19 protein-coding genes are annotated in these 25,097 nt (G+C 71.9%); 5 read left to right on the top strand and 14 right to left on the bottom strand.

Going from position 1 to position 25,097, the window contains the following annotated elements:
- Positions 1-15: 15 nt before the first annotated feature.
- On the bottom strand, positions 16-825 hold the full coding sequence (locus KBX43_RS01655; RefSeq protein WP_166456110.1) for an ABC transporter ATP-binding protein: 810 nt from the start codon (positions 823-825) through the stop codon (positions 16-18).
- A 176-nt stretch (positions 826-1,001) separates the two neighbouring features.
- Positions 1,002-2,618: a cellulose-binding domain-containing protein gene (locus tag KBX43_RS01650; RefSeq protein WP_210882552.1), complete on the bottom strand. Its 1,617-nt coding sequence runs from the start codon at positions 2,616-2,618 to the stop codon at positions 1,002-1,004.
- 350 nt (positions 2,619-2,968) lie between these two features.
- Here KBX43_RS01650 and KBX43_RS01645 point away from each other — a divergent pair, with 350 nt between their 5' ends.
- Complete coding sequence (locus KBX43_RS01645) at positions 2,969-3,826, top strand: hypothetical protein (protein ID WP_210882550.1); 858 nt, start codon at positions 2,969-2,971, stop codon at positions 3,824-3,826.
- A 51-nt stretch (positions 3,827-3,877) separates the two neighbouring features.
- On the opposite strand, the gene KBX43_RS01640 is transcribed toward KBX43_RS01645, so the two are convergent.
- Positions 3,878-4,348 carry a hemerythrin domain-containing protein gene (locus KBX43_RS01640; RefSeq protein ID WP_043323332.1) on the bottom strand — a complete coding sequence of 157 codons (471 nt, stop codon included), beginning with the start codon at positions 4,346-4,348 and terminating at the stop codon, positions 3,878-3,880.
- Positions 4,349-4,583: 235 nt separating this feature from the next.
- Between KBX43_RS01640 and KBX43_RS01635 the strand changes: the two genes are divergently transcribed.
- Complete coding sequence (locus tag KBX43_RS01635) at positions 4,584-5,750, top strand: serine hydrolase (RefSeq protein WP_210882548.1); 1,167 nt, start codon at positions 4,584-4,586, stop codon at positions 5,748-5,750.
- 56 nt (positions 5,751-5,806) lie between these two features.
- Here KBX43_RS01635 and KBX43_RS01630 read toward each other — a convergent pair whose 3' ends face one another.
- Entirely contained in the window at positions 5,807-6,463 is a 657-nt protein-coding gene (locus KBX43_RS01630) for a response regulator transcription factor (RefSeq protein WP_030499160.1), read from the bottom strand.
- Entirely contained in the window at positions 6,451-7,677 is a 1,227-nt protein-coding gene (locus KBX43_RS01625) for a sensor histidine kinase (protein ID WP_043323327.1), read from the bottom strand. Before KBX43_RS01625 ends, KBX43_RS01630 begins: the two co-directional genes overlap by 13 nt.
- Positions 7,678-7,843: 166 nt before the next feature.
- Between KBX43_RS01625 and KBX43_RS01620 the strand changes: the two genes are divergently transcribed.
- The 3 genes from KBX43_RS01620 to KBX43_RS01610 all read left to right on the top strand — a co-directional run bounded on the left by KBX43_RS01620 (position 7,844) and on the right by KBX43_RS01610 (position 12,431).
- Positions 7,844-8,056: a hypothetical protein gene (locus KBX43_RS01620; protein WP_043323325.1), complete on the top strand. Its 213-nt coding sequence runs from the start codon at positions 7,844-7,846 to the stop codon at positions 8,054-8,056.
- Positions 8,057-8,238: 182 nt separating this feature from the next.
- Positions 8,239-9,621, top strand: a complete 1,383-nt coding sequence (locus KBX43_RS01615) for a glycoside hydrolase family 43 protein (protein WP_069088442.1) — start codon at positions 8,239-8,241, stop codon at positions 9,619-9,621.
- 56 nt (positions 9,622-9,677) lie between these two features.
- The gene (locus KBX43_RS01610; protein WP_210882546.1) at positions 9,678-12,431 is read left to right on the top strand and encodes a beta-L-arabinofuranosidase domain-containing protein; all 2,754 of its coding nucleotides are present in this window, start codon (positions 9,678-9,680) and stop codon (positions 12,429-12,431) included.
- Between the two features lie 124 nt (positions 12,432-12,555).
- On the opposite strand, the gene KBX43_RS01605 is transcribed toward KBX43_RS01610, so the two are convergent.
- From KBX43_RS01605 to araB, 9 genes are all read right to left on the bottom strand, one after another.
- Complete coding sequence (locus KBX43_RS01605) at positions 12,556-13,545, bottom strand: LacI family DNA-binding transcriptional regulator (protein WP_176722811.1); 990 nt, start codon at positions 13,543-13,545, stop codon at positions 12,556-12,558.
- A 321-nt stretch (positions 13,546-13,866) separates the two neighbouring features.
- Positions 13,867-15,945 carry an RICIN domain-containing protein gene (locus KBX43_RS01600; RefSeq protein ID WP_231915421.1) on the bottom strand — a complete coding sequence of 693 codons (2,079 nt, stop codon included), beginning with the start codon at positions 15,943-15,945 and terminating at the stop codon, positions 13,867-13,869.
- Between the two features lie 247 nt (positions 15,946-16,192).
- Positions 16,193-17,695 carry an L-arabinose isomerase gene (araA, locus tag KBX43_RS01595; RefSeq protein ID WP_043323318.1) on the bottom strand — a complete coding sequence of 501 codons (1,503 nt, stop codon included), beginning with the start codon at positions 17,693-17,695 and terminating at the stop codon, positions 16,193-16,195.
- A gap of 26 nt (positions 17,696-17,721) precedes the next feature.
- Positions 17,722-18,714 (bottom strand): galactofuranose ABC transporter, permease protein YjfF, encoded by a 993-nt coding sequence (gene yjfF / locus KBX43_RS01590; protein WP_043323316.1) that lies wholly within the window; start codon positions 18,712-18,714, stop codon positions 17,722-17,724.
- Positions 18,711-19,781 (bottom strand): ABC transporter permease, encoded by a 1,071-nt coding sequence (locus KBX43_RS01585; protein WP_043323315.1) that lies wholly within the window; start codon positions 19,779-19,781, stop codon positions 18,711-18,713. The genes yjfF and KBX43_RS01585 overlap by 4 nt, the downstream gene beginning before the upstream one ends.
- Positions 19,778-21,319: a sugar ABC transporter ATP-binding protein gene (locus KBX43_RS01580; protein ID WP_043323312.1), complete on the bottom strand. Its 1,542-nt coding sequence runs from the start codon at positions 21,317-21,319 to the stop codon at positions 19,778-19,780. The genes KBX43_RS01585 and KBX43_RS01580 overlap by 4 nt, the downstream gene beginning before the upstream one ends.
- A 70-nt stretch (positions 21,320-21,389) precedes the next feature.
- Complete coding sequence (locus KBX43_RS01575) at positions 21,390-22,385, bottom strand: ABC transporter substrate-binding protein (protein ID WP_043323310.1); 996 nt, start codon at positions 22,383-22,385, stop codon at positions 21,390-21,392.
- Positions 22,386-22,481: 96 nt separating this feature from the next.
- A complete protein-coding gene (locus KBX43_RS01570; RefSeq protein WP_043323308.1) occupies positions 22,482-23,153 on the bottom strand; it encodes an L-ribulose-5-phosphate 4-epimerase in 672 nt (223 codons plus the stop codon).
- Positions 23,150-24,823, bottom strand: a complete 1,674-nt coding sequence (gene araB / locus KBX43_RS01565; RefSeq protein ID WP_210882544.1) for a ribulokinase — start codon at positions 24,821-24,823, stop codon at positions 23,150-23,152. Before araB ends, KBX43_RS01570 begins: the two co-directional genes overlap by 4 nt.
- Positions 24,824-25,097 lie beyond the last annotated feature (274 nt).

The raw sequence follows: 25,097 nt of genomic DNA, 5'->3' as shown, positions 1-25,097 counted from the left end.
GTGTGCAGGGATCGGTCAGGCGGGGATACGGGTCGTGTGCCGGCCGACGGGACGTGTGGAGAGCAGGTTGGTGACCGGGTCGACGATCACCTCGACGCGGATGCCGTACGCCTCGGTGAGCGCCGCCTCGGTGAACACCTCGTGCGGCGTGCCGGTGCCGCGGACCCGGCCCTCGTGCAGGAGCACGACCTGGTCGGCGACGGCGGCGGCCTGGTTGAGGTCGTGCAGCACCACGCCGACGGCGACGCCGGCGGTGTCGGCGAGGTCGCGCATCAGGTCGAGGATCTCCACCTGGTAGCGCAGGTCCAGGAACGTGGTGGGCTCGTCCAGCAGCAGGATCGCGGTGTCCTGGGCCAGGCAGGTGGCCAGCCAGACGCGTTGCAGCTCGCCGCCGGACAGCTCGTCGACCGGCCGGCCGGCCATGCCGTCGACACCTGTCACGGTCATGGCCCGGTCGATCGCGGCGGGCCCGTCGGGGTCGCCGGCGCGCCACCGCTGCCGGTAGGGGTGCCGGCCGTAGCCGACCACGTCCCGCACCGTGACCCCGCTCGGGGTGGGGCGGCTCTGCGCCAGCAGCGTGACCCGGCGGGCGAAGTCCCGGGGGGACAGCGCCCGGGCCGGGGTGCCGTCGGCGAGCACGACCTCGCCGTGTTCCAGCGGGTGCAGGCGGGCCAGCCCGCGCAGCAGCGTCGACTTGCCGCTGCCGTTCGGGCCGACCAGCGCGGTCACCGCCGCGGGGCGCAGCGTGATGGCGGCGTCGTGCACCACCGTCTTGCCGTGGTAGCCCAGCCGCAGCTCACTGCCCGTCAGGCCGTCGGCCCGCACTGCTTCGCTCGTCACGCAGGTTAGGCTAACCTAAGACTCGATCATCCTGTCAAGCCGGTCCTTCGGCCCGATCTCCTCTCCCACCATCCCTTCACCCGGTCGATCATGAGGTTGACGGCGTTGTCGATCTCCGATCCGGCCGCCAACCTCATGATCAACCCGGTGGGGCGCCGGGGTCAGAGCGAGACCTGGCGGCCGCCTAGGGTCACCGTGAGGCGGCCGTCGCCGGCGAAGGACCAGGCCAGGGCACCGGAGTACGTGGCGCAGCGGGAACCGTTGGAGCCGGACCAGAACTGGTTCGAGCCGTCCACGTTCCCGACGGTCCTGTCGTTCGATCCGCTGCCGACGAAGCGGCAGGAGGTGTTGTTCCGGTAGACCGAGGTGCCGGCGTCGAACGAGAAGTTCCGTTCGGTGCTGTCGATGCTCAGATTGTTCGAGATCGTCATGGTGCCCGGGTTCCGGTTGTACGTGAAGCCGTGCTTGCCGTTGCGGTACGCGATGGTGCGCCGCACGGTGTGGTTGACGGCGATGTCCTCACCGCCGAGCTTGAAGCCGTTGCGGTCGCCGTTGCCGTTCTGGGTGCCGTTGCTGAGCGTGCCGTTGCTGTATGCGAGCGAGTCCTCGATGGTCACCGGACCGATCGCGCCGGTGTCGGACTTGGTGTAGAGGTCCCACCCGTCGTCGATGTTGTGGTGCGACACCGCGTACCGGAAGACGTTGCCACCGCCCACTGTGAGCTTGGCCGCGAAGCCGTCGGCGTCCTCGCCGTCGGAGTCGGCGTTGTCGTGCGACTCCACGCTGACCATCAGGTTGTTGGCCGGCCACTGGTCGCGGGGCGTGCTGGAGGCGATCCGGGACAGTTGCAGCCCGGTGTCGCGGTTGAAGCGGGTCACCGTCCGCTCGATGATGTTGTTGCTGCCGCCGACGAAGATGCCGTTGTCACCGGCGCGCTCCACCACGAGCCCGCGCACGTGCCAGTACGAGGCGTTCAGCGCCAGCCCCCGGTTGGCCGGGTCCTCGCTCATCGCCGAGAAGTTCAGGATCGGCGTCTCGCCCGGGTAGGCGTACAGGTTCTTGCGGGCGCTCGACGTGCCGTTGTTGCCGGCGGCGACGGTGACCGTCTGGGACAGGTTGTAGGTGCCGCCGCGCAGGTAGATCGTGCCGCCGGCGCCGACGCGGGTGATCGCCGCGGCGATGGTGGTGGGGCTGGCCTGGGTGCCGGCCGCCCCGGCGGTGCCGTTCGGCGCGGCGTAGATCGCCCCGCCGGCCGGCGGCGGCGTGGTCGGTGGCGGCGTCGTCGGCGGCGGGGTGCTCGGGGGCGGGCTGCTCGGCGGGGCGCTGGTCGGTGGCGTGCCGGTGGTGGGCGTGACGCCACCGGTGCACGTGACGCCGTTGACGGCGAACGAGGTCGGGACCGGGTTGCTGGTGTCGTTCCAGGTGCCGTTGAAGCCGAACGACGTGCTCGCGTTGGTGCCGAGGCTGCCGTTGTAGCTGACGTTGGCGGCCCGCACCGACGCGCCGCTGGCGGTGATCTCGGCGCCCCAGGCCTGGGCGACGGTCTGCCCGGCGGCGAACGTCCAGGTGACGGCCCATCCGTTGAGCGGGTCGCCGAGGTTGGTCAGGTTGACGTTGGCGGTGAAGCCGCCGCCCCACTGCGCGGTGACGGCGTAGTCGACGCGGCAGCCGGCGGCCGCCTGGGCGGCGGTCGCGCCGACGGCCAGGCCGGACGCGGCGAGCGCCGCCGTCGCCGCGGCCGATGTCCACAACACCGTACGACGGTGTCGGTTGATCATGATGGTCTCCTCCGGGTGGTGGTGCGGTGCCCACGCCGCTACCGGCACCGATGCCCGGTCGGTGTCAGGGGCGGGCCTTGTCGCCCGGACGTCCGTGTCACGCCGAACGCTCACGTCTCCCGCGCAGTAAGCGCTTTCAGCGCAGCCTAACGACGGACGTCGATGCGGTCAAACATCCGGGGGTGCGCTGAACGATCTCGCGCCGCCGTCCGTATCCACTGCCGACGGGAACATCGGCCGGAACCGCGATGCCGGAGCGGGCACGAGCACGATTCCTCCAGTCGTCACTTCGCACCGTGGAGACGGCGCGGCAGCCGCCGCACCCTCCCGGTCAACCAGAGGAGAGGTGCATGGCCAGGGGTACGCGCAAGACCGCGGTCCTGAAGCTCGGCGGGGTGGGCGCCCTCGCGGCGCTGTTGTTCGCCGGCGGGCTGCAACTGGCGTCGGCGGGCGAGAACAACCGTCCGGCCACCACCGCCGCCGCGCAGACCGTGAACTGCCCGACGGTACGCGACAAGCTGCCGGCCGTACCGGCGGCGGCATCGGCCCAGGTGGAGCGGGAACTGGCCAACCTGGACCAGGAGATCGCCCGGCAGAACGAGCGGCTGGCCCGGCAGGCGGTACGCCCCGAGGGCGGACCGGCGTTCATCGACAACGCGATCCTCGGCCCGCTGCGCAACAAGCGCGTCGCCGTGCTCGACCGCATCGAGATCGCGTTCAACCGGATCGGCGCGCCGCGCCCGGACCTGGACGCGCTGGCGGCCTGCTCGCTCAACGCCCCGGGCGTGCCGAGCGCCGTCAACGGCGGCGCCGGCCAGAACGCCGGCGGCCAGAACGGCAACGCGGGCGGTCAGAACGGCAACGCCGGGGGCCAGAACGGGAACAACGGCGGCCAGAACGGCAACGCGGCCGGATCGGCCCGGACGGTCGACTGCCCGCGCGTCGCGCTGCCTGCCGTCCCGGCGGCGGCCGCCGGCCAGGTGCAGGCCGAACTGGCCACGCTGGACAAGCAGATCGCCGAGGCGAACGCCCGCCTCGCCCAGCTCGCGGTGCGCCCCGAGGGCGGACCGGCCTTCATCGACAACGCGATCCTCGGGCCGCTGCGCAGCAAGCGCGTCGCGGCGCTCGACCGCATCGAGATCGCGTTCAACCGGGTCGGCGCGCAGCGCCCGAACCTGGACGCGCTGGCCACCTGCGGCCTGAACTGAACGCCCGGTCGCGGCCCGGCGGCGCGCATCCCGCCGGGCCCCGACCCCGGGTCACAGCGGTCCGAGGACGTCGGCCGGGTCGGCGTCCAGCGCCAGCGTCTCCAGCACCGAAAGCAGCTGCCGCTCCTCGTACCGGAAGTGCGACTCCATGATCGCCGACACGCCCTCCAGGTGCCGGGCCAGCTCGTCGGGCGGGGCGTCGCGAGCCACCGCCGCACCCAGCCCGGCCAGCAGGTAGCCGATCATCGAGTGGTCCTGTCGCAGCCGGTCCAGCGTCTCGCGCAGCTCCGGATGGCGCGTCGCGATCGCCGGGAAGAGACTGCGGTCCTCGCCCTCGTGATGCGCGGTCAGCGCCGCGCAGAACCCGTGGCAGAACAGCAGCAGGTCCCGTGTCGCGGGCCGTGCCGGCTCACCGGCGGCGAGCGCCAGCCGGGTCACCTCAAGCGCCTCGCGCAGCCGCTCGTGGACGGCGCGCATCTCCCGGCTCCAGGCCACCAGCCTGGTCTGTTCGCCCTCAGCCACGTGGCGAGGGCGAAGGGACGACGAGTGTCATCGTCGTGCTCCCTTCGATCCGGCGCCTCCATGCCTGACACGGTCTGCCACCGGCACGCGACGCTGCGCGGAGCCTAACCGGCGACGCCGGGAGCGATCAAGTAGTGCCAGCGCTACCCCGGCCCGGTAGCTGGTGGGATGGAACGCGGGACCGGTTCTGGCGAGGCTTGAGGCCGTACCCGTTCACCTCCGTCGAGGAGTTCCCATGACCCGCCGTACCCTCCCGATGGCCGTCGGCGCCACGGCCCTGCTGACCGTCACCGCGCTCGGTGTGCCCGCCGCGTCCGCCACGACCACCGACGTCCGGCGTCCCGCCGCCGACGCCGTCCAGACGCGACTGGACGGCCTGGTCACCGAGCATGGATTCCCCGGAGTGCTGGCCTCCGTACGCCGCGACGGCCGGGTGCGCGACTACACCGCGGGCGTGGGTGACCTGCGCACCGGCGCCGCGATCCCCCGCGACGCCCGGGTGCGCGTGGGCAGCAACACCAAGACGTTCACCGCCGTGGTCGTCCTCCAGCTCGTCGGCGAGGGCCGCATCGACCTCGACGCCACCGTCGAGCGCTACCTGCCCGGGATGGTGCGCGCCAACGGCAACGACGGGCGGCGGATCACCGTACGCCAGCTGCTGCAGCAGACCAGCGGCCTGCCCGACTACGACGAGGTCGTGTTCAGCGAGGCGCAGGATCTGGTGGACCGCCGCAGCGACTACTTCGACCCGCGCCGGCTGCTGGACGAGGCGCTCACCCAGTCGCGGCGCTTCCCGCCGGGTCAGAAGTGGGAGTACAGCAACACCAACTTCGTGCTGGCCGGGCTGATCATCGAGCGGGTCACCAAGCGTCCGGTGGGTGAGGAGATCACCCGGCGGATCATCGAGCCGCTGCGGCTGCGTGACACGTACTGGCCGCAGACCGGCGAGCAGGACCTGCCGGGCCGCCTGCCGCGCGGATACGTGGCGGTGGAGCCGGGCGCGCCGTGGGTCGACGTGACCCGGATGGACCCGTCGCTGGGCTGGGCCGCCGGTCAGCTCGTCTCCACGCCGTCGGACCTGCGCACGTTCTTCGAGGCGCTGCTGGCGGGCAAGCTGCTCAAGCCGGCCCAGCAGGCGGCGCTGACGCGCACGGTGCCGGCGCCCGACTTCGAGCCCAACGGGGTGTGGGAGTACGGCCTGGGCATCGCCCGGCACGAGCTGCCCTGCGGCGGCCACGCCTGGGGGCACGGCGGCGACATCCAGGGCTTCGAGACGCGCAACCTGTCCACCACCGACGGGCGCAGCGCCGTGGTCGCGGTGACCGCGCTGCCGACCAGCCTGGAGATGCTGGAGGCGGTCACCAGCACCGTCGACGCGGCCCTGTGCGGCACCCGCCGCTGATCCGGCCGACCCGTCCGCGCGCCGCCTCACCGCGAGGCGGCGCGCGTGCGTGTGCGCTACCGGCGGCCGTCGTCGAGGTAACGCAGCACCGCGGTGACCCGGCGGTCGGCGCGGTCGTCCGGCGGCAGGCTCAGCTTGGCGAAGATGCTGCGGATGTGCTTGTGCACAGCGCCCTCGGTGACGAACAACCGCTCGGCGATCGCGCCGTTGCCCAGCCCTTCGGCCATCAGCGCCAGCACCTCGTGCTCACGCGGCGACAGCTCGGCCAGCGCGGTGTCCGGCCGCCGGTTGCGGGCGAGCAGCTGCCCGACCACCTCGGGGTCGATCACGCTGCCGCCGCCCGCGACGCGGTGCAGCGCGGCGAGGAACTCCTCGACCCGGCCCACCCGCTCCTTGAGCAGGTAGCCGAGCCCGGAGGCGCCGACCGCGAACAGCTCGGTGGCGAACGCCTGCTCGACGTACGCGGACAGGACCAGCACCGCGAGGCCGGGACGGCGGCGGCGGGCCTCGACCGCGGCGACGATGCCCTCGTCGGTGTGAGTGGGTGGCATCCGCACGTCGACGATCGCCACGTCCGGCCGGTGCTCGTCGACAGCGGTCAGGAACTCCCCGGGCGTGCCGGCGGTGGCCACCACGTCCAGGTCCTCGGCGCGCAGTAGCAGCGCCAGCCCCTCGCGCAGCAGCGCGTCGTCCTCGGCGATCACGATCCGCATGGCAGCTCCACGTGCATCCTCGTCGGTCCTCCCGGTGGACTGGTGAGCGTCATCCGCCCGTCGTACGCCTCGACCCGCCGGCGGATGCCGGTCAGCCCCGAGCCGCGCGTCTCGTCGGCGTCCCCGCGCCCGTCGTCGGTGATGGTCACCAGCAGCCGGTCCCGTTCCCGGCGCACGACGACCTCGACGCCGTCCGCGCCGCTGTGCCGGACCACGTTCGTGAGCGCCTCGGCCACCACGAAGTACGCGGTGGCCTCCACCGAGGCCGCGCAGCGCACGTCGACGTCCACCGACAGGCGGCACGGCACCGCGCACTCCGCCGCGAGTCCGGCGAGCGCCCCGGCCAGTCCCCGGTCGCCGAGCACCGGCGGCAGGATGCCGCGCACCACCGTACGCAGCTCGCCGAGCGCCTGCTCGGCCGCGTCCTGCGCGCGTTCCAGGATCTCGTCGGCGCGGTCCGGGTCGCGGCGCACCGCCCGCCGGGCGGCGCCGAGCAGCACGTTCACCGCGACCAGCCGGTTCTGGGTGCCGTCATGCAGCGAACGCTCGATCCGGCGCAGCTCCACCGCGTGCGCGTCGAGCGCCGCGGCCCGGGTGGCGGTGAGTTCGGCGACGCGCAGCGACAGGTCGAACCCGGGCGGCGGGGGCAGCAGCCGCCGGCCCGGCCGGGCCTGGATCCGCGCGAGCGCCGGGCCGGTCGTGACCGCGAGAAGCAGCCAGCCGACCCCGAGCACGGCGACCGCGAGCGCGTCGCCGAGCCCGTCGATGTGCCACCAGCCGATGCCGGGCGCGCCGGCCTCCGGCGGCACCAGCCGGTACCAGAGCGGGAACGTCATGTCCTGCACGGCGTAGATCGGCAGCACCAGCGCGAGCAGCCCGGCCCCGAAGCCGAGCGTCCCGTGGACGGCCACCCAGCGCAGCTCCCGCCGTACCACCGGGTCGCGCAGCGCCGCGCGCACCCCGGCCGGGACCGGGCCGGGCGCCGGTATCGGCGTCCCCCATCGGGACAGCCGGGCGCGCTCGCGGTCGGCCACCGACCGCACGGCCTGCAGCAGTCCGGGTACGAGCAGCAGCCCGACCCCGCCGACGCACGCCGCCGCGACGACGAGCGTCCCGAGCAGCGTGCCCAGGGCCAGCACTGCGGTGCCCAGCCCGCCGACGAGGTGCTCCAGAGCGGCCACCGCCACGCGGAACCGCCTCCGCACGTACTCCATCCCGGCCCACCCCCGGGCGAAACGATAGGTCACCGCTGTCGCCGCCCGGCAGGCCCGGGCGCGGAAAGTACAGCCTGCTGTACCACGACTGTCGTGCTGGCGGGATCGTTACCGGCCGCTCCCGTCCCTACTGTCGGTGGTAGCAGAAATCATCGAGGAGGCAGCCGTGAACGACCTGGACCGTACCGCCGAGACCGCCGCCGCCCCGTCGTCGATTACCCGGATGCGCCCGCTGCTCTGGCTGGTGCTCATCGTGAGCGTGGCCGCGAACGTGGTGCTGTCGAGCGTCGTCGGCAACCCGTGGGCCGGTTCCGCCTTCGGCGCGCTGGCGCTGCTGAGCGGTGGGACGCTTGCCGTCGACCACTACCGCAACCGCTGATCTTTCGCCGGCCGGGCGCCGGACAGCCGCCGCAGGGCGGGCCGCGAGAACGAGCGGCCCGCCCTGCGGCGTTCGCGTCAGCGCTGCGAATCAATTGACAGTCGGCTATATGAACGCCAGGCTAAGGGGGATTGTTAGCGTTAACGCGGCCGTCATCTCCACCGCAGAGAAAGGCCCCCGTCGTGCCCCTGACCCGACGCGCGTTCACAGTCGGCGCCCTGTCCGCGGCTGCCGCCGCCTCCGGCGCGCTCAGCCTGCCCCGCGGCGCGTTCGCGGCGGCGAACACCGCCTACGCGATGGCCTACTTCACCGAGACGCCGAACGGCCTCGGCGCCGACTACGGCCTGCACCTGGCCGTCAGCCGGGACGGGCTGAACTGGACTCCGCTGAACCAGAACAACCCGGTGGTCACCCCGACCGCCGGGCAGCTCGGCCTGCGCGACCCGTTCGTGCTGCGCAGGACCGACGGCACGTTCGTGGTGCTGGCCACCGACCTCAAGGGCACCAACTGGGGGCTGACCAGCCAGTACCTGCACGTGTGGGACTCGGCCGACCTGACCGCGTTCACCGGCTACCGGCGCATCCGGATGCACACGCTCGACACCCACACCTGGGCGCCGACCGCGTTCTGGGACGCCGCCCGTGGGCAGTACGCCATCGTCTACTCCGCCAACAACGGCCGGGACGTACTGTTCGTCAACTACACGAGCGACTTCCGCACCGTCAGCGCGTCGCAGGTCTACTTCAGCCCCGCCTTCGGCGTGCTCGACGGCGACGTGGTGGTCGACGGCGGCACCACGTACCTCTACTACAAGAACCTCGACGACGGATATCTCTACGGCGCCCGCTCCACCACCGCCGCGCCGAACAGCTTCACCACGTACACCAGCGGGCTGCGGCAGGGCAACGCGATCGAGGCGCCGCTTCTGCTGCGCACGAACGAGGGCGGCTGGCGGCTGTGGGGCGACTCGTTCAGCCCGGTCAACAACGACTACTACGCCTGGTCCACGACTACCATCTCCGGCAACTCGTGGACGCCGCTGAACCAGCGCGACTACACGCCGCCGCTGAACTCCAAACACGGCTCGATGATCGGCATCACCGACGCCGAGTACGCCGGGCTGGTCAACCGCTGGGGCACGCCGAACTGGGTCCGGCTCAAGTCGTCGAACTTCCCCGACCGCTACGTGCGGCACGCCGACCGGATCGCCCGCGTAGACGCGTACCCGTTCGACCCGTACCAGGACCAGATGTGGCGGATGGTCCCCGGCCTGGCCGACGCCGCCGGCGTCTCGTTCGAGTCGGTCAACTACCCCGGCAACTACCTGCGGCACTACGACTACGCGGTCCGGCTGGACCCGAACGACGGCACCGCCACGTTCCGCGCCGACGCCACCTTCCACCGCACCGCCGGCCTGGCCGACGCCACCTGGTCGTCGTTCCGCTCGTACAACTACCCCACCCGTTACCTGCGGCACTACGACTACCGGCTGCGCATCGATCCGCTCGGCGCCGGCTCCCCCGCGGTCGACCGGCAGGACGCCACCTTCCGGGTCACCGCGTAGCCGTTCCCCACCACCACCGTCCCCGCCACCACCGTCCCCCGCCACGGAGGCCGTCCATGCCCGCTCCCCTGGTGAACCGCCGATTCCTGCTCCGCGCCACCGGCGCCACCGCCGTCGCGGCGACCGCCGGCGCCGCCGCCGGGTCCGTCACCGCAGGCGGTACGGCGCACGCCGCGCTGCCACCGGCCCGCCCCGACATCGGCGTGTCCGCGTACGCGTTCGACCCGGGCCAGGTCCGGCTGACCGCGAGCCGGTGGCAGGACAACGAGAACCGCACAGTGGCGTACCTGCGCTTCGTGGACGTCAACCGGCTGCTCTACAACTTCCGGGCCAACCACCGCCTGTCCACCGGCGGCGCCGCCGCCAACGGTGGCTGGGACGCGCCGAACTTCCCGTTCCGCACCCACATGCAGGGTCACTTCCTGACCGCCTGGGCGCAGGCGTGGGCGGTGCTCGGCGACACCACCTGCCGGGACAAGGCGCTCACCATGGTCGCCGAGCTGGCCCGCTGCCAGGCCAACAACGGCGCGGCCGGGTTCAGCGCCGGCTACCTGTCCGGCTTCCCGGAGTCCGACTTCACCGCGCTGGAGGCCCGGACGCTCAGCAACGGCAACGTCCCCTACTACTGCATCCACAAGACGCTGGCCGGGCTGCTGGACGTGTGGCGGCTGATCGGCAGCACCCAGGCCCGGGACGTGCTGCTGGCGCTGGCCGGCTGGGTCGACCAGCGCACCAGCCGGCTCACCTCGGCCCAGATGCAGGCCATGCTCGGCACCGAGTTCGGCGGCATGAACGCGGTGCTGACCGACCTCTACCAGCAGACCGGCGACGGGCGGTGGCTGACCGTCGCGCAGCGGTTCGACCACGCCGCCGTGTTCAACCCGCTCGCCGCCAACTCCGACCAGCTCAACGGGCTGCACGCCAACACGCAGGTGCCCAAGTGGATCGGTGCGGCCCGGGAGTACAAGGCCACAGGCGTCACCCGCTACCGGGATATCGCCACCAACGCGTGGGCCATCACCGTCGGCGCGCACACGTACGCCATCGGCGGCAACAGCCAGGCCGAGCACTTCCGCGCCCCGAACGCGATCGCCGGCTACCTGCGCAACGACACGTGCGAGGCGTGCAACACGTACAACATGCTCAAGCTGACCCGGGAGCTGTGGCAGCTCGACCCGGACCGCGTCGCGTACGCCGACTTCTACGAGCGCGCGCTGCTCAACCACATGATCGGCCAGCAGAACCCGGCCGACGCGCACGGCCACGTCACGTACTTCACCCCGCTCAACCCGGGCGGGCGGCGCGGTGTCGGCCCGGCATGGGGCGGCGGCACCTGGAGCACCGACTACAACTCGTTCTGGTGCTGCCAGGGCACCGGGCTGGAGACCAACACCACGCTCGCCGACGCGATCTACTTCCACAACGGCACCACGCTGACCGTCAACCTGTTCATGCCCTCGGTGCTCACCTGGAGCCAGCGCGGCATCACCGTCACCCAGGCCACCTCGTACCCGGTCGGCGACACCACGACGCTGACCGTCACCGGCTCGGTGAGCGGGTCGTGGACGATGCGGATCCGGATCCCGGCGTGGACCAGCGGGGCGAGCGTCAGCGTCAACGGCGTCGCGGCCGGCATCGCCACCGCGCCCGGAACCTATGCCGTCCTGACCCGCGCCTGGGCCTCCGGCGACACGGTGACGGTCCGGCTGCCGATGCGGGTGGCGACGGTGGCCGCCAACGACGACGCCGCGGTCGCCGCGATCACGTACGGGCCGGTGGTGCTCTCCGGCAACTACGGCAACACCACGCTGAGCGCGCTGCCGACGCTGGACCCGGCCTCGGTCACCCGTACCGGCACGGGCAGTCTCGCGTTCACCGCCCGGGCCGACGGCGCCACCGTCGACCTCGGCCCGTTCTACGACGCCCACGGGCACAACTACACGGTCTACTGGCGGGTCGGCACGGGCGGTGGTGGCGGCGAGGCGAGTTTCCGGCTGGCGAACGCGGCGAGCGGGCTGGTGCTCGGGATCCAGAACATGTCCACCGCAGACGGCGGGCTCGCGCTGCAGTGGGGTGACACCGGCACCGCCGACCACGACTGGCAGCTCGTGGTCGACGGGTCGGCGCTGCGGCTGCGCAACGTCAACAGCGGCAAGGTGCTGGGCGTGGAGAACATGTCCACCGCCGACGGTGCCCGGATCCTGCAGTGGGCGGACAACGGCACCGCCGACCATCTCTGGGCCGTCGTCGACGTCGGCGACGGCAGCCACAAGCTGCGCAACGTGCACACCGGCAAGCTGCTCGGCATCTCCGGCGGCTCGACCGCGCAGGGCGCGTTCGCCGTGCAGGACCCGGACAACGGCAGCCTGGACAACCAGTGGCGGTTCCTGCCCAACGGCGCGCGGCGGATCCAGAACCTCGGCAGCGGGCTGGTGCTCGGCGTGCAGAACATGTCCACCGCCGACGGCGGGCCGGTCATCCAGTGGGGCGACACCGGGACCGCCGACCACCTCTGGACCGCGCTCGTGGACACCGGCGGCTACCTGCGGCTGCGCAACGGCAACAGCGGCAAGGTGCTGGGCGTCGAGGGCGCCTCGACAGCGGCCGGCGCCCGGATCGTCCAGTGGGCCGACAACGGCGCCGCCGACCACAGGTGGCGGCTGCGGCACGGCGGCGGCGGCTGGTTCCGGATCCAGTGCGCGAACGGGGGCCGCGTCCTCGGCCTCAGCGGCGGCTCGGGCACCCAGGGCGCGCAGGCGGTCCTCGCCGACGACACCGGCGCCGCCCACCAGCGCTGGCGCTTCCTCTGACCCACCCACCCCCGCCGCCCCAGCTCGCCGATCTTGCGCTTTCGGCCCCCGCGAAGTTCGCCAACCGGACATCCTGCGGGCGCGAAGTGCAAGATCGGCGAGGGCGGGTGGGACGCCGGGTGGGTCAGCGGGTGGGGGGTGGGCCCACGCTTCGGCGCGGGACCAGCGTCGGGGCGATGGTCTGGCGCAGCGGGCCGGCCGACTCCGACTCGATCTGGGCCAGCAGGAGGTCCAGGCTCGCCGCGGCCACCGCCGTGAAGTCGGGCCGCACCGTGGTCAGCGGCGGAATGAAGTACGCCGCCTCGGGCACGTCGTCGAACCCGACGACGCTGATGTCGTCCGGTACGCGGCGGCCGTGCTCGTGCAGCGCGCGCAGCACGCCCAGCGCCAGGTGGTCGTTCGCCGTGAAGACCGCGGTGACCTCCGGCATCCGGGCCAGCATCTGCCCGCACCGGTAACCCGCGGCAGCGGACCAGTCCGCCGGGACCAGCGGCGGAACCTCGGCGCCCGCCTGCCGCAACGCCTCGCGCCACCCCTCGATCCGGCCGGCGCTGTCGAACCAGTCCGACGGGCCGGACACGTGCCAGACGGTGCGGTGCCCGGCCGCGAGAAGGTGCTCGGTGGCGGCCCGGGCGCCGGCGACCTGGTCGACGGTGACCAGCGGGATCGGCCGCCGGGGGTCGCCGTCGACTGTCACCAGCGGCACGTCGTGGGGCAGCCGTTCCAGCGCCTCCCCGGCCGACTCGACGGGCGCGATCACCACTATGCCGGCCACCCGGTGCGCCAGGTGCCGCTCCACCGCCGCCGAGATGGAACGGTGGTCGAGGTCGCGGACGCTGCCGACGCTCACCGCGAAACCCGCCTCGGCGGCGGTCTGCTCCAGCGCGGCCAGCAGCGACGCCGGGCCGTACAGCGTGGTGTTCTGCGCGACCACGCCGATCACCTGGGAACGGCCGGTCACCAGCGCGCGGGCCGCGCGGTTGGGCCGGTAGCCGAGCTCGGTGATGGCGGCCTGGACCCGCAGCCGGGTCTGTTCACGCACGTTGGGATGCCCGTTGAGCACCCGGGAGACCGTCTGGTGCGAAACCCCGGCAAGGCGAGCCACGTCCGTCATCGCAGGACCGCGCACGGCCACCTCACTTTCGCCACTGCCCGCGGCGGCCACACCCGGTCGATCTCGACCGGACCGTCCCGGGTGGCGACAGTCTACGCCAGCGGTCCCATCGGTATCGCTACCGCAGATCGACCGTTCCCACCGTGGCGCGCCGATTATCGCGGAATCGACAGGCGGCTCATTCCCTTCCGTTGCGCAGCGGCACGAACAGGCAGCTCGGAGCGGGTGGAATTGGGCCCGGGGTGCGGCATTTCCGGCGATTGCCGGAGCCGCACCCCGAGCTATGGAAGATGTGTCAACGGCCGCGAATGGTGACCGTTGTCACGGTGTCGTCAGCGAGAACTGCCGCACCGTCACCGCGCCGCCAAGCGATTGCGTGGCGTAGTTGAAGAAGCCGAACCGGTAGCCCATGAAGAACTGCCACGCGTTGTTGAGCGTCAGCGCGTTGCCCAGCGACACGAAGTTCACCCCGTCGGTGCTGTAGGAGAACCGCGCCTGCCGTCCGGAGCCGGGCCGGATGTCGGCGTTGGCCCGCAACCAGATCCGCCCGCCGGACACCGCCGCGCCGGCGATCTCCGTCCCGGTGCTCGTGGTGTTCCAGTTCGAGCCCATGGTCAGACCGTTTGTCATCACCACCCGGGTCGCGCCGTTGTCCCGCCGTACGCCGATCCAGGCCGAACTGTCCCGCAGCATCGCCAGGCCGGCCCGGTCACCGTCGCGCATGGTCGAGTAGTCCAGCTCGATGGTGCCGGTCGAGGTCGGACCCTGGATGCGGTGGGTGAGCGTGTTGCGGGCCCGGTACAGGTCGTTCGTGACGGTGGCGGTCTGCAGGCGCAGGCCGTTGTTCACCGACCACCTGCTGTTGTCCGGGTTGTGGTTCCACTCGTACTGCGGGCCGAGCGTGGTGCCGGAGAACGTGTCGGTGCCGGTGAGCGGCTTGACCGGGCGGGTCGGCAGCGGGTTGGGGTAGCTCGCGCCCCAGGCCCCGTTGACGGTCTGCAGCTGCGGCCAGCCGTCGGAGGTCCAGGTGATCGGCGCCAGCGTCGGCATCCGGCCGCCCGGGTAGGCGTCGGTGAACGCCATGTAGTACCAGGCGCCGGTCTGCGTCTGCACCAGCCCGCCCTGGTGCGGCACGCCGCCACCGGAGATCGGGCCGGGCAGGTTCAGCAGCACCTGCCGCTGCTCGTACGGGCCGAACGGGCCGTTCGTGGACTTCAGCACGTACTGGCCGTTGGCCGGCCGGGTCAGCCAGATGTAGTACGCGCCGTTGCGCTTGTAGAAGCGCGCCCCCTCCAGCGTGCCGATGCTCGACGGCGTCTGGTAGACCTGCTGCGCCCGCACCTGGCTGCGCCCGTCGGCGGAGAGCTGTGCCACGCTGATCGTGCCGTTGCCGTACGCGACGTACATGGTGTCGTTGTCGTCGATCAGCATGCCGGCGTCGTAGTAGCAGTTGGGGATGGTGGCGAGGCGGCTCCACGCGCCGTCCACGGCGGTGGCGGTGTAGATGTGGGTCTGCGCGAAATCGATGCACCCGGCCCAGTAGAACGTGCGGTTGCTCGGCCGGTAGTTCAGCGTCGACGCCCAGATGCCGTCCACGTACGCCTGCTCGCTGGCGCTCAGGTCGTACTTGGTGCCGAACTCCAGCCGCGGCACCGAGTGCCCGGCGAACTCCCAGTTCACCAGGTCCCAGGAGCGCAGCACCGGCGCGCCGGGCGAGTAGTGCATGGTGGAGGCGGACATGTAGTAGACGTCGCCGACCCGGATGATGTCGACGTCGGCGAAGTCCTGCCAGACCGCCGGGTTGGTGAAGTTGCCGCTCGGCGTGCCCGGGTCACCCGGGTTGCCGCCGACCCGCACCAGCTGCCACTGCTGGTTCGCGCCGTTCCAGTCGTCGTACTGGACGATGTTGCCGCCGTCGGCGGTGGAGGCGTTCTGCACCTCCATCACCTTGTTCGAGTTCCGGTTGATCAGCCGGACGTACCCGCTGTCGGAGTCGGCCAGCCGGAACTGCTGGTTGGTGCCGCCGTGGTCGGTCCACTGGACCACCGCGGCCCCGTTGGCGGTGGACGCGCCGGTCACGTCCAGCACCTTGCCCGAGTGCCGGGAGCGCAGCCGGTAGTAGCCACCGCCGGAGTCCACGAACTGCCACTGCTGCCAGGCGCCGTCGTTGCGCGTCCACTGGGTGATCCGCGCGCCGTCGTTCGTCGCCTGGTTGTACAGGTCCAGCGCCTTGCCGCTGTTGCGGTTCACCAGCACGTAGTACGCGCTGGTGTCCACGGTGGCCGCGGAGACGGGCGCGGGCACGGCGCCCACCACCACGCCACCGACAAGCAGCGCCACCACCCCGGCCAGCAGCCGGGACAGGCGTCCACGTCCACGGGACAGTCGAGCCGTCACCATGATCCTCCTTCGTCGACCGGAGCCCGGGCACGGCGACGCGCGCCGACGACGTCGGCGTTATCGCTAACAGCGATGCCCACCCAGGCGGGAGTCGGATCCCTGGCAACTGCGGCGCAGATCGCGCCCGGAACGGCCCGCGAGCGGTGCCGGTGACCCTATCCATCGACTGTGAGCGATAACATGGCGTTCGTCAAGGCGTAACACGCCGCCCGCCACGCGGGGTCGGCGCGGCGGGCGGCGAGGGGGTTCAGAAGCCCCGGGCGAGCCGGTAGTACGCCTGGTTCCAGCGCAGCTCGTCGGCGAAGCGGTGCGGGCGCGTCTCCGCGTCGATGACCACCAGCTCGGTCCGAGCCATCGCGGCCAGGTCACGCAGCTCCTCCACGCCGACGGCCTGGGAGAGCACGGTGTGGTGCGGCGCGCCCGCGGTGATCCACGCCTCCGCCGAGCCGGCCAGGTCGGGCTGCGGACGCCAGACCGCGCGCGCCACCGGCAGCCGGCGCAGCGGGTGCGGCGGCGGCACCACGTCCACCGCGTTGGCCACCAGCCGGAACCGCTCCCCCATGTCCGCCATGCCCAGCACCACGGCCGGGCCGGGCGCGGCGTCGAAGACCAGGCGCACCGGGTCCTCCCGCCCGCCGATGCTCAGCGGATGCACCTGCGCGCTCGGCACGTCGGCGGCGATGCTCGGGCACACCTCCAGCATGTGCGCGCCGAGGATCAGCTCCTGGCCGAACGTCAGGTCGTAGGTGTAGTCCTCCATGAACGAGGTGCCGCCCGGCACCCCGACGGCCATCGCCTTGAGCGTGTGCACCAGCACCGAGGTCTTCCAGTCGCCCTCGCCGCCGAAGCCGTAGCCGTCGGCCATCAGGCGCTGCACCGCGATCCCGGGAAGCTGGCGCAGCCCGCCGAGGTCCTCGAAGTTCGTGGTGAACGCCCGGAACCCGCCGGCCTCCAGGAACGCGCGCAGGCCCAGCTCCTGGCGCGCCGCGTACCGCAGCGAGTCGTGCCGGTCCCCGCCGGGCCGCAGCTCCGGCGCCACCCGGAAGGTGTCGTCGTACTCCTTGACCAGGTCGTCCACCTGCGCGTCCGCCACCTGGTCGACGGCCGCGACGAGGTCGTTGACGCCGTAGGTGTTCACCGATACGCCGAAGCGCAGCTCCGCCTCGACCTTGTCCCCCTCGGTGACCGCGACGTCGCGCATGTTGTCGCCGAAGCGCGCCAGCCGCAGCGTCCGCAGCGCCGACCAGCCGACGGCGGCCCGGGCCCAGGCCGCGACCCGGCCGACGACGCGCGGGTCGGTGACGTGGCCGGCGACGGTCTTGCGGGCCACCCCGAGCCGGGTCTGGACGAACCCGAACTCCCGGTCGCCGTGCGCGGCCTGGTTGAGGTTCATGAAGTCCATGTCGATCTCGTCCCACGGCAGCGCCACGTTCGCCTGCGTGTGCAGGTGCAGCAGCGGCGTCCGTAGCGCGTCCAGCCCGGAGATCCACATCTTGGCCGGGGAGAACGTGTGCATCCAGGCGATCACCCCGACCGCGCCCTGCACGGCCGCGTCCCGGCACACCGCCAGGATGTCCGCGCTGGAGGTGAGGACCGGCTTCCAGACCACGCGGACGGGGATGTCCGGCGAGGAGTCCAGGCGCGCGGCGATCTGCCGGGACTGCTCGGCGACCTGCCGCAGGGTGTCCTCGCCGTAGAGGCCCTGGCTGCCGGTGAGGAACCAGACCTCGGGCTGGGGGTGAGTTGCCATGTTGTTGCCTTCCGCGCTAGGAACCGTCACTTGAACCGGATGCCGATGAGGCGCTGGAGGAGGATGAACGCGAAGAGCAGCCCGCCGATCACGATCTTGGTCCACCAGGAGTTGAGGCTGCCGTCGAACGTGATCAGGGTCTGGATCACGCCGAGCACCAGCACGCCGAGCACGGTGCCGAAGACGTACCCGGAACCGCCGGTGAGCACGGTGCCGCCGATCACCACAGCCGCGATCACGTCCAGCTCCATCCCGACGGCGATCAGCGGCGCGCCGGAGAGCGTGTAGAACGACAGCAGGATGCCGCCGATGGCCGAGCAGAGCCCGCTGATCGTGTAGACGGCGATCCGGGTCCGCGCCACCGGCAGGCCCATCAGCAGCGCCGACTGCGCGTTGCCGCCGACCGCGTACACGTTGCGGCCGAACCGGGTGTACGCCAGCACGTACGCCGCGATCAGCACCACCGCGAACGCGATGAGCACGCTGATCGAGACAAAGTTGCCGGCCGGGTCGCCGATGCGCTGCTGCGACATCGACGTCCAGAAGCCGTCGGTGATGGAGATCGAGGAGTCGCTGATGAACGTGCACATGCCGCGGGCGAAGAACATCCCGGCGAGTGTGACGATGAACGGCTGGATCTCGAAGAAGTGGATCGCGCAGCCCATCAGGAAGCCCAGCGTCGGGCCGATCAGCAGCGCGATGACCAGCACCAGCGCCGCGGGCAGGCCGTCGCGCAGCAGCGACGCCGACACCATCGCGGTCATCGCGACCACCGAGCCGACGGACAGGTCGATGCCGCCGGTGAGGATCACGAACGTCATGCCGACCGCGACCACGAGCAGGAAGCCGTTGTCGATGAAGACGTTGAAGACGACCTGGATGTTGGAGAACGCGCGGTACTGGGACACGCCGATGCCGTACATGACGAGCAGCAGGGCGAGCGTCGCCAGCACCGGGACGTGCCGCCGGGGCAGGCTGGGCCGCCAGGAGCGGCCGGTGGTCAACGACGTGCTGCTCATGCCGGCACCTGCTCCTTCTCCCGCTGCGGCGCCGCCGGCCCGGGCTCGGTCCCGCGCCGCCGCCGGCGCAGCCGGGCGCGGAACGCCGGGGCCTGCACGAGGCAGACGGCGATGACGACGACCGCCTTGAACAGCAGCGACGTCTGCGGCGAGATGTTCATGGCGTACACGGTGGTGGTCAGGGTCTGGATGATCAGCGCGCCGAGGACGGTGCCGCCGAGGGAGAACCGGCCACCGGCGAGCGACGTGCCGCCGATCACGACCGCCAGGATCGCGTCGAGCTCGATCCACAGGCCGGCGGCGTTGCCGTCGGCGCTGGACACGTTCGCGGTGACCATGAAGCCGGCGAGCGCGGCGCAGGCGGCGCTGATCACGTAGACGAGGAAGACGATGCGCCGCGACCGGATGCCGGCCAGCCGGCTGGCCTCGGCGTTACCGCCGACCGACTCGACGATCAGGCCGAGCGCGGTACGCCGGGTGAACGCGGCCACCAGCAGCGCGGCGGCGAGCGCGATCAGGATGGCCAGCGGCAGCGTCAGGAAGTGCCCGAGCCCGATCGCCCGGTACGGCCCGGAGTTGATCGTGATGATCTGCCCCTCGGTGACCAGCTGGGCGATGCCCCGGCCGGCCACCATGAGGATCAGCGTGGCGATGATCGGCTGGATGCCGATGACCGCCACGAGCACGCCGTTCCACGCGCCGAGCACCAGCGCGGCGCCGAAGGCCAGCGCCAGCGCGGTGGCCACCGTGGCCGGGCTGTTCTGGTCGGCCGCCCCGCTTATGTGCAGGCAGGCGATCGCGCCGCTGATGGCGCAGAGCGACCCGACGGACAGGTCGATGCCGCCGGTGGCGATGACGAGCGTCATCCCGAGCGCGACCAGGATCAGCGGCGCGCTCAGCCGCAGGATGTCGATGGGCGTGCCGTACAGGTGGCCGTTCTTGACCTCGACGGCGAGGAAGCCGGGACGGTAGACGGTGTTCGCGGCGAGCATCACCACGAGCACCAGCGCCGGCCAGAACAGGCGGTGGCCGGTGAGCGGGCGGAGGCGGGCGGCGACGGCGGTCATCGGGTCACCTCCTTCCGCGTGGTGCCGCTGGCGATGGTGCGCATGACGCGGTCGGCGTCGAGCGTGTCGTCGTTGTCGAGCTGGGCGACCATCTCGCGGTCGCGCATGACCGCGACCCGGTGGCTCAGGCGCAGCACCTCCTCCAGCTCGGCGGAGATGAACAGCACCGCCATGCCGCCGTCGGAGAGCTGCACCACCAGCTTCTGGATCTCGGCCTTCGCGCCGACGTCGATGCCGCGGGTCGGCTCGTCCAGGATGAGCAGGCGCGGCTCGGTGATGAGCCAGCGGGCCAGCAGCACCTTCTGCTGGTTGCCGCCGGACAGGTTGCGCACCGGCAGTTCCGGGTTGGCCGGGCGGATGCTCAGCGCCTCGACGTACCTGCGGACCAGCTCGTCCTGGCGGCGGCGCGGGATCGGACGCAGCCAGCCGCGCGCGGCCTGCATCGCCAGGATCATGTTCTCCCGGACCGTCAGCTCCGGGACGATGCCCTCGGCCCGCCGGTTCTCCGAGCAGAAGCCGACGCCCTGGCCGATGGCCTGGATCGGGTTGCGCACCGGCGCCCGGCCGCCGTCGAGCCGGACCTGGCCGTGGTCGGCCCGGTCCGCGCCGAAGATCAGCCGCGCCACCTCGGTACGGCCGGAGCCGAGCAGTCCGGCCAGGCCGACCACCTCACCGGCGTGGATGCGCAGGCTGAACGGGGCGACCGCGCCACGCCGGCCCAGCCCGTCGGCGTCCACCAGCGGGGCCTCGTCAGCGGTGTCGACGGTGGCGCGTTTCTGCTGCTCGTCGAGCCGCTCCAGCACGTCCAGCTCCTGCCCGATCATCTTCTCGACCAGGCTGAACTGCGGCAGCTCCTCGGTGCGGTACTCCCCCACCAGCGTGCCGTTGCGCAACACCGTGATGCGGTCCGCGATGCCGTAGACCTGGTCGAGGAAGTGCGTGACGAACAGGATCGCGATGCCCTCGTCACGGAGCTGGCGCATGATCCGGAACAGCTGCGCCACCTCGCCGGCGTCCAGGCTGGACGTCGGCTCGTCCAGGATCAGCACCCGGGCCTGCACGTCGATCGCCCGGGCGATGGCGACCATCTGCTGCACCGCGAGCGAGTACGTGCCCAGCGGCGCGGAGACGTCGAGGTCGAGGTCGAGCCGGGCCAGCAGGTCGCGCGCCCGCCGGCGCATCTCGCCCCAGCGCACCGCGCCGAGCCGGCGCGGCTCGCGGCCGATGAAGACGTTCTCCGCCACCGACAGGTTGGTGCAGAGGTTGACCTCCTGGTAGACGGTGCTGACGCCGGCCGCGGCGGCCTGCATCGGCCCGCTGAACGAGACCTGCTCGCCGTCGAGGGTGATGACTCCCGCATCGGTCCCGTAGACGCCGGTCAGCACCTTGATCAGGGTGGACTTGCCGGCGCCGTTCTCACCCATCAGGGCGTGGACCTCGCCCGGGAACAACCGAAAGTCGACGTCGTGCAGCGCGCGGACCCCGGGGAAGGTCTTGCTGATGCCGGTCATGGTCAGGACCGGACGGTTACCCGTCATCCCATCGGACCTCTTCTAGACGGTGGTGGCACGGGGGCCGCCGTCTCGCGACGGCGACCCCCGGGGTGGGTCAGTACTTGCGGTTGGGCAGTGCCTCCTTGGCCTGCTCCTGGGTGAAGGTGGTCTCCTCGGTCTCGATCCGGGCGGGGACCTCCTCGCCGGCCTTGACCTTCTTGACCAGCTCCATCAGCTGCGGGCCGAGCAGCGGGCTGCACTCGGCGATGAAGTTGAACTTGCCGTCCGCGAGGGCCTGCATGCCGTCCTTCACCGCGTCGACGGTGATGATGGTGATGTCCTTGCCGGGCGTCTTGCCCGCCGCGCTGATCGCCTCGAGCGCGCCCAGGCCCATGTCGTCGTTGTGCGCGAAGAGCACGTCGATCTTCGGGTTGGCCTTGAGGAACTGCTCCATGACCTGCTTGCCGCCGGCCCGGGTGAAGTCACCCGACTGCGACGCGACGATCTTCAGGTTGGGGTTGGCGGCGATCGCCTCGGCGAAGCCCTTCTTCCGGTCGTTGGCCGGGGCCGAGCCGGTCGTGCCCTGCAGCTCGACGATGTTGACCGGGCCGGACGCCGCCTTCTTCTGCTCCACCAGCCACTCGCCGGCGAGGCGGCCCTCCTTGACGAAGTCCGAGCCGAGGAACGTCTTGTAGAGCGACTTGTCGGCCGAGTCGACCGCGCGGTCGGTCAGGATGACCGGGATCTTCGCGTCCTTGGCCTCCTTGAGCACGGTGTCCCAGCCCGACTCCACCACCGGCGAGAAGGCGATCACGTCGACCTTCTGCTGGATGAAGTTGCGGATCGCCTTGATCTGGTTCTCCTGCTTCTGCTGCGCGTCGTCGAACTTCAGCTCGATGCCGGCCTCGGCGGCCGCTTCCTTGATCGAGGTGGTGTTCGCGGTGCGCCAGCCGCTCTCGGCGCCCACCTGGGAGAAACCCAGGACGATCTTGTCGTTGCCGTCACCGGAATCGCCACCGGTGTCGCTGTTGCCGCAGGCCGCCATGCTGCCGGCGAGCAGCACGCCGGCGAGCGCGGCGATGACCCTGCGGGCCGTGCTCCTGGTACTCATCGGTTCTCCTCCGGGGTTGGATGTTCCGGACGCGCGGCGGGGAGCCGGTGCGTCCGGGTGTGGTGGTGGGGTGGGTGCGCGGCGCCCGATCCGGGGTCAGGGCGCCGGCGGGCGTTGGCCGTAGACGTTCTGGTAACGGTCGTAGAGCGAGTCGATGTCGGCCGGCGCGATCGGCAGCGGCTGCCCGAGCGCTCGGGCCAGGTGCGCGGTGCGGGCGACGTCCTCGCACATCACGGCGGCCTTGACCGCCGCCCGGGCGTCCCGGCCGATGGTGAACACGCCGTGGTTGCGCATGAGCACCGCGGGCGAGCGGTGCCCGGACAGCGTGCTGACGATCCCCTTGCCGATGTCGTCGCCGCCGATCAGCGCGAACGGCCCGACCGGGATCTCCCCGCCGAACTCATCGGCCTGCGCGGTCAGCCAGCACGGGATCGCCTCGCCCCGGGCCGCCCAGGCGGTGGCGTAGCCGCTGTGGGTGTGCACCACGCCGCCGACCTCGGGCATCGCGCGGTAGACGTAGGCGTGCGCGGCGGTGTCGCTGGACGGCGAGCCGCCGCCGTCGACGACAGTGCCGCTCAGGTCGCAGACCACCATGGACTCGGCGGTCAGGTCGTCGTAGTCGACGCCGCTGGGCTTGATGACCATCAGGTCCTGACCGGGTACGCGGGCCGAGACGTTGCCGGCGGTCCAGGCCACCAGCCCGTAGCGGGTCAGCTCGCGGTGCAGGCGGGCCACCGTCTCGCGCAGCTCGGCGACCTGGCTGTTCATCCGACCACCTCCAAGGGCGCGGCGGCGCGGGCGTCGACCGCCGCGTTGCGGATCGCCCGCAGGCGCAGCATGACGTCGTTCGCGCCGCGGCCGAAGTGGTCGTGCAGCGCGCGGTACTCCGCGTAGAGCGCGTCGTACGCCCGGACGTTCTCCGGTACGGGCCGGTAGACCGCCTCCTCGATCCGTCCCATCGCGGCGGACGCCTCGTGGATCGACTGGTACTCGCCGGCCGCGACCGCGGCGTGGATGGCCGAGCCGAGCGCCGGCCCCTGGGCGGAGCCGATGATGCTCAGCGGCCGGTTCGTGACGTCGGCGTAGATCTGCATCAGCAGCCGGTTGGAGGTGAGCCCGCCGGCCACCACCAGGTCGTCGACCGGCACTCCGGCCTGCGCGAACGCCTCGACGATCATCCGGGTGCCGTACGCGGTGGCCTCCAGCAGCGCCCGGTAGACGTCCGGCGGCCGGGTGGCCAGCGTCAGCCCGACGATCAGCCCGCTCAGGTCGTGGTTGACCAGCAGCGACCGGTTGCCGTTCCACCAGTCCAGCGCCACCAGGCCGTGCGCGCCGACCGGCTGGGCCGCGGCGGCCTCGGTGAGCCGCTCGTGCGAGTCGAATCCGGCCGGGGCGCCGTGGCGCACGAACCAGCCGAAGATGTCCCCCACGCCGCTCTGCCCGGCCTCGAAGCCCCAGGCGCCGGGGCTGATGCCGCCGTCGACCACGCCGCACATGCCCGGCACCTCGGCCGGGTGGGTGCCGTTGAGCACGTGGCAGGTGGAGGTGCCCATGATGGCCACCAGCCGGCCGGGCCGCAGCGCCTGGGCGGCGGCGGCGGTGACGTGCGCGTCGACGTTGCCGACCGCGACCGCGATGCCCTTGGGCAGGCCGGTCCAGGCTGCGGCGCGGGCGTCGAGCGCGCCGGCCCGCGCGCCCAGCGGCAGCAGCGGACCGTCCAGCTTGGTGACGAAGTCGGTGAAGTCCGGGTCGAGCGCGGCCAGGTAGTCCGGGGACGGGTAGCGGCCGTCCTGCCGGATGCCCTTGTAGCCGGCGGTGCAGACGTTGCGCGTCTCGACGCCGCACAGCTGCCAGACGATCCAGTCGGCCGCCTCGATGAAGCGCTCGGCGCGCCGGTAGATCTCCGGGTCCTCGTCCAGGATCTGCAGCCCCTTGGCGAACTGCCACTCCGCGGAGATCTTGCCGCCGTAGCGGCCGATCCACGGTTCGCCGCGTTCGTGCGCCAGCGCGTTGATCCGGTCGGCGTGCGGCTGCGCGGCGTGGTGCTTCCAGAGCTTGACCCAGGCGTGCGGCCGGTGGCGCAGCTCCGGGATCTCGCACAGCGGCGTGCCGTCGGCGAGCGTCGGCAGGACCGTGCAGGCGGTGAAGTCGATGCCGATCCCGACCACCAGTGCCGGGTCCACGCCGGCCGCCGAGAGCGCTGCCGGTACGGCGTGGCGCAGCACGTCGCGGTAGTCGTCGGGGTCCTGCAGCGCCCAGTCCGGCGGCAACGCCGGGCCGTCGTCGGGCAGCGCGGTCTCGATGACCCCGTGCCGGTAGTCGTGCACCGCGGTGCCGAGTTCAGCGCCGTCGCGGACCCGGACCACCAGCGCCCGGCCGGACAACGTGCCGAAGTCGACCCCGATCACGTACCGGTCGGTCGCGTCCACTTCGCTCATTTGCACCTCCGCCGTGTCACGGAGTTAGTGTTAGCGCTCACATACACATCCGTCAAGACACGTCCCAGCAACAGCTACGTAACGAGCGGCGGCGCCCGGAACCGGCGTCCTCCGCCCCGCGCGGACCGGCCCGGCCGCCGGCCGGGAGATCCACGCCGACGGCGCGGTCGAACCTCGGGCAGACGGCCTGTTAGCGACAACAATCGATGGAACTTCCGGAAATTCTCTCGGCGCTCCCGACTCCCCCGGCCCGAGGACCCAGACGCCGCCGCGG

This window comes from Micromonospora sp. C41 (assembly GCF_018070485.1).
Classification (GTDB): Bacteria; Actinomycetota; Actinomycetes; order Mycobacteriales; family Micromonosporaceae; genus Micromonospora; species Micromonospora chalcea.
The sequence above is the reverse complement of the archived record's forward strand: the minus strand, read 5'-3'. Positions and strand labels throughout refer to the sequence as shown.

What these genes read in the sequence shown, in the direction of transcription:
- KBX43_RS01575 (WP_043323310.1), bottom strand. Translation starts at nt 22,385, where the DNA reads ATGAGTACCAGGAGCACGGCCCGCAGGGTCATCGCCGCGCTCGCCGGC.
- KBX43_RS01630 (WP_030499160.1), bottom strand. Translation starts at nt 6,463, where the DNA reads ATGCGGATCGTGATCGCCGAGGACGACGCGCTGCTGCGCGAGGGGCTG.
- KBX43_RS01635 (WP_210882548.1), top strand. Translation starts at nt 4,584, where the DNA reads ATGACCCGCCGTACCCTCCCGATGGCCGTCGGCGCCACGGCCCTGCTG.
- araA (WP_043323318.1), bottom strand. Translation starts at nt 17,695, where the DNA reads ATGGCAACTCACCCCCAGCCCGAGGTCTGGTTCCTCACCGGCAGCCAG.
- KBX43_RS01600 (WP_231915421.1), bottom strand. Translation starts at nt 15,945, where the DNA reads ATGGTGACGGCTCGACTGTCCCGTGGACGTGGACGCCTGTCCCGGCTG.
- KBX43_RS01645 (WP_210882550.1), top strand. Translation starts at nt 2,969, where the DNA reads ATGGCCAGGGGTACGCGCAAGACCGCGGTCCTGAAGCTCGGCGGGGTG.
- KBX43_RS01625 (WP_043323327.1), bottom strand. Translation starts at nt 7,677, where the DNA reads ATGGAGTACGTGCGGAGGCGGTTCCGCGTGGCGGTGGCCGCTCTGGAG.
- araB (WP_210882544.1), bottom strand. Translation starts at nt 24,823, where the DNA reads ATGAGCGAAGTGGACGCGACCGACCGGTACGTGATCGGGGTCGACTTC.
- yjfF (WP_043323316.1), bottom strand. Translation starts at nt 18,714, where the DNA reads ATGAGCAGCACGTCGTTGACCACCGGCCGCTCCTGGCGGCCCAGCCTG.
- KBX43_RS01605 (WP_176722811.1), bottom strand. Translation starts at nt 13,545, where the DNA reads ATGACGGACGTGGCTCGCCTTGCCGGGGTTTCGCACCAGACGGTCTCC.
- KBX43_RS01610 (WP_210882546.1), top strand. Translation starts at nt 9,678, where the DNA reads ATGCCCGCTCCCCTGGTGAACCGCCGATTCCTGCTCCGCGCCACCGGC.
- KBX43_RS01585 (WP_043323315.1), bottom strand. Translation starts at nt 19,781, where the DNA reads ATGACCGCCGTCGCCGCCCGCCTCCGCCCGCTCACCGGCCACCGCCTG.
- KBX43_RS01580 (WP_043323312.1), bottom strand. Translation starts at nt 21,319, where the DNA reads ATGACGGGTAACCGTCCGGTCCTGACCATGACCGGCATCAGCAAGACC.
- KBX43_RS01650 (WP_210882552.1), bottom strand. Translation starts at nt 2,618, where the DNA reads ATGATCAACCGACACCGTCGTACGGTGTTGTGGACATCGGCCGCGGCG.
- KBX43_RS01570 (WP_043323308.1), bottom strand. Translation starts at nt 23,153, where the DNA reads ATGAACAGCCAGGTCGCCGAGCTGCGCGAGACGGTGGCCCGCCTGCAC.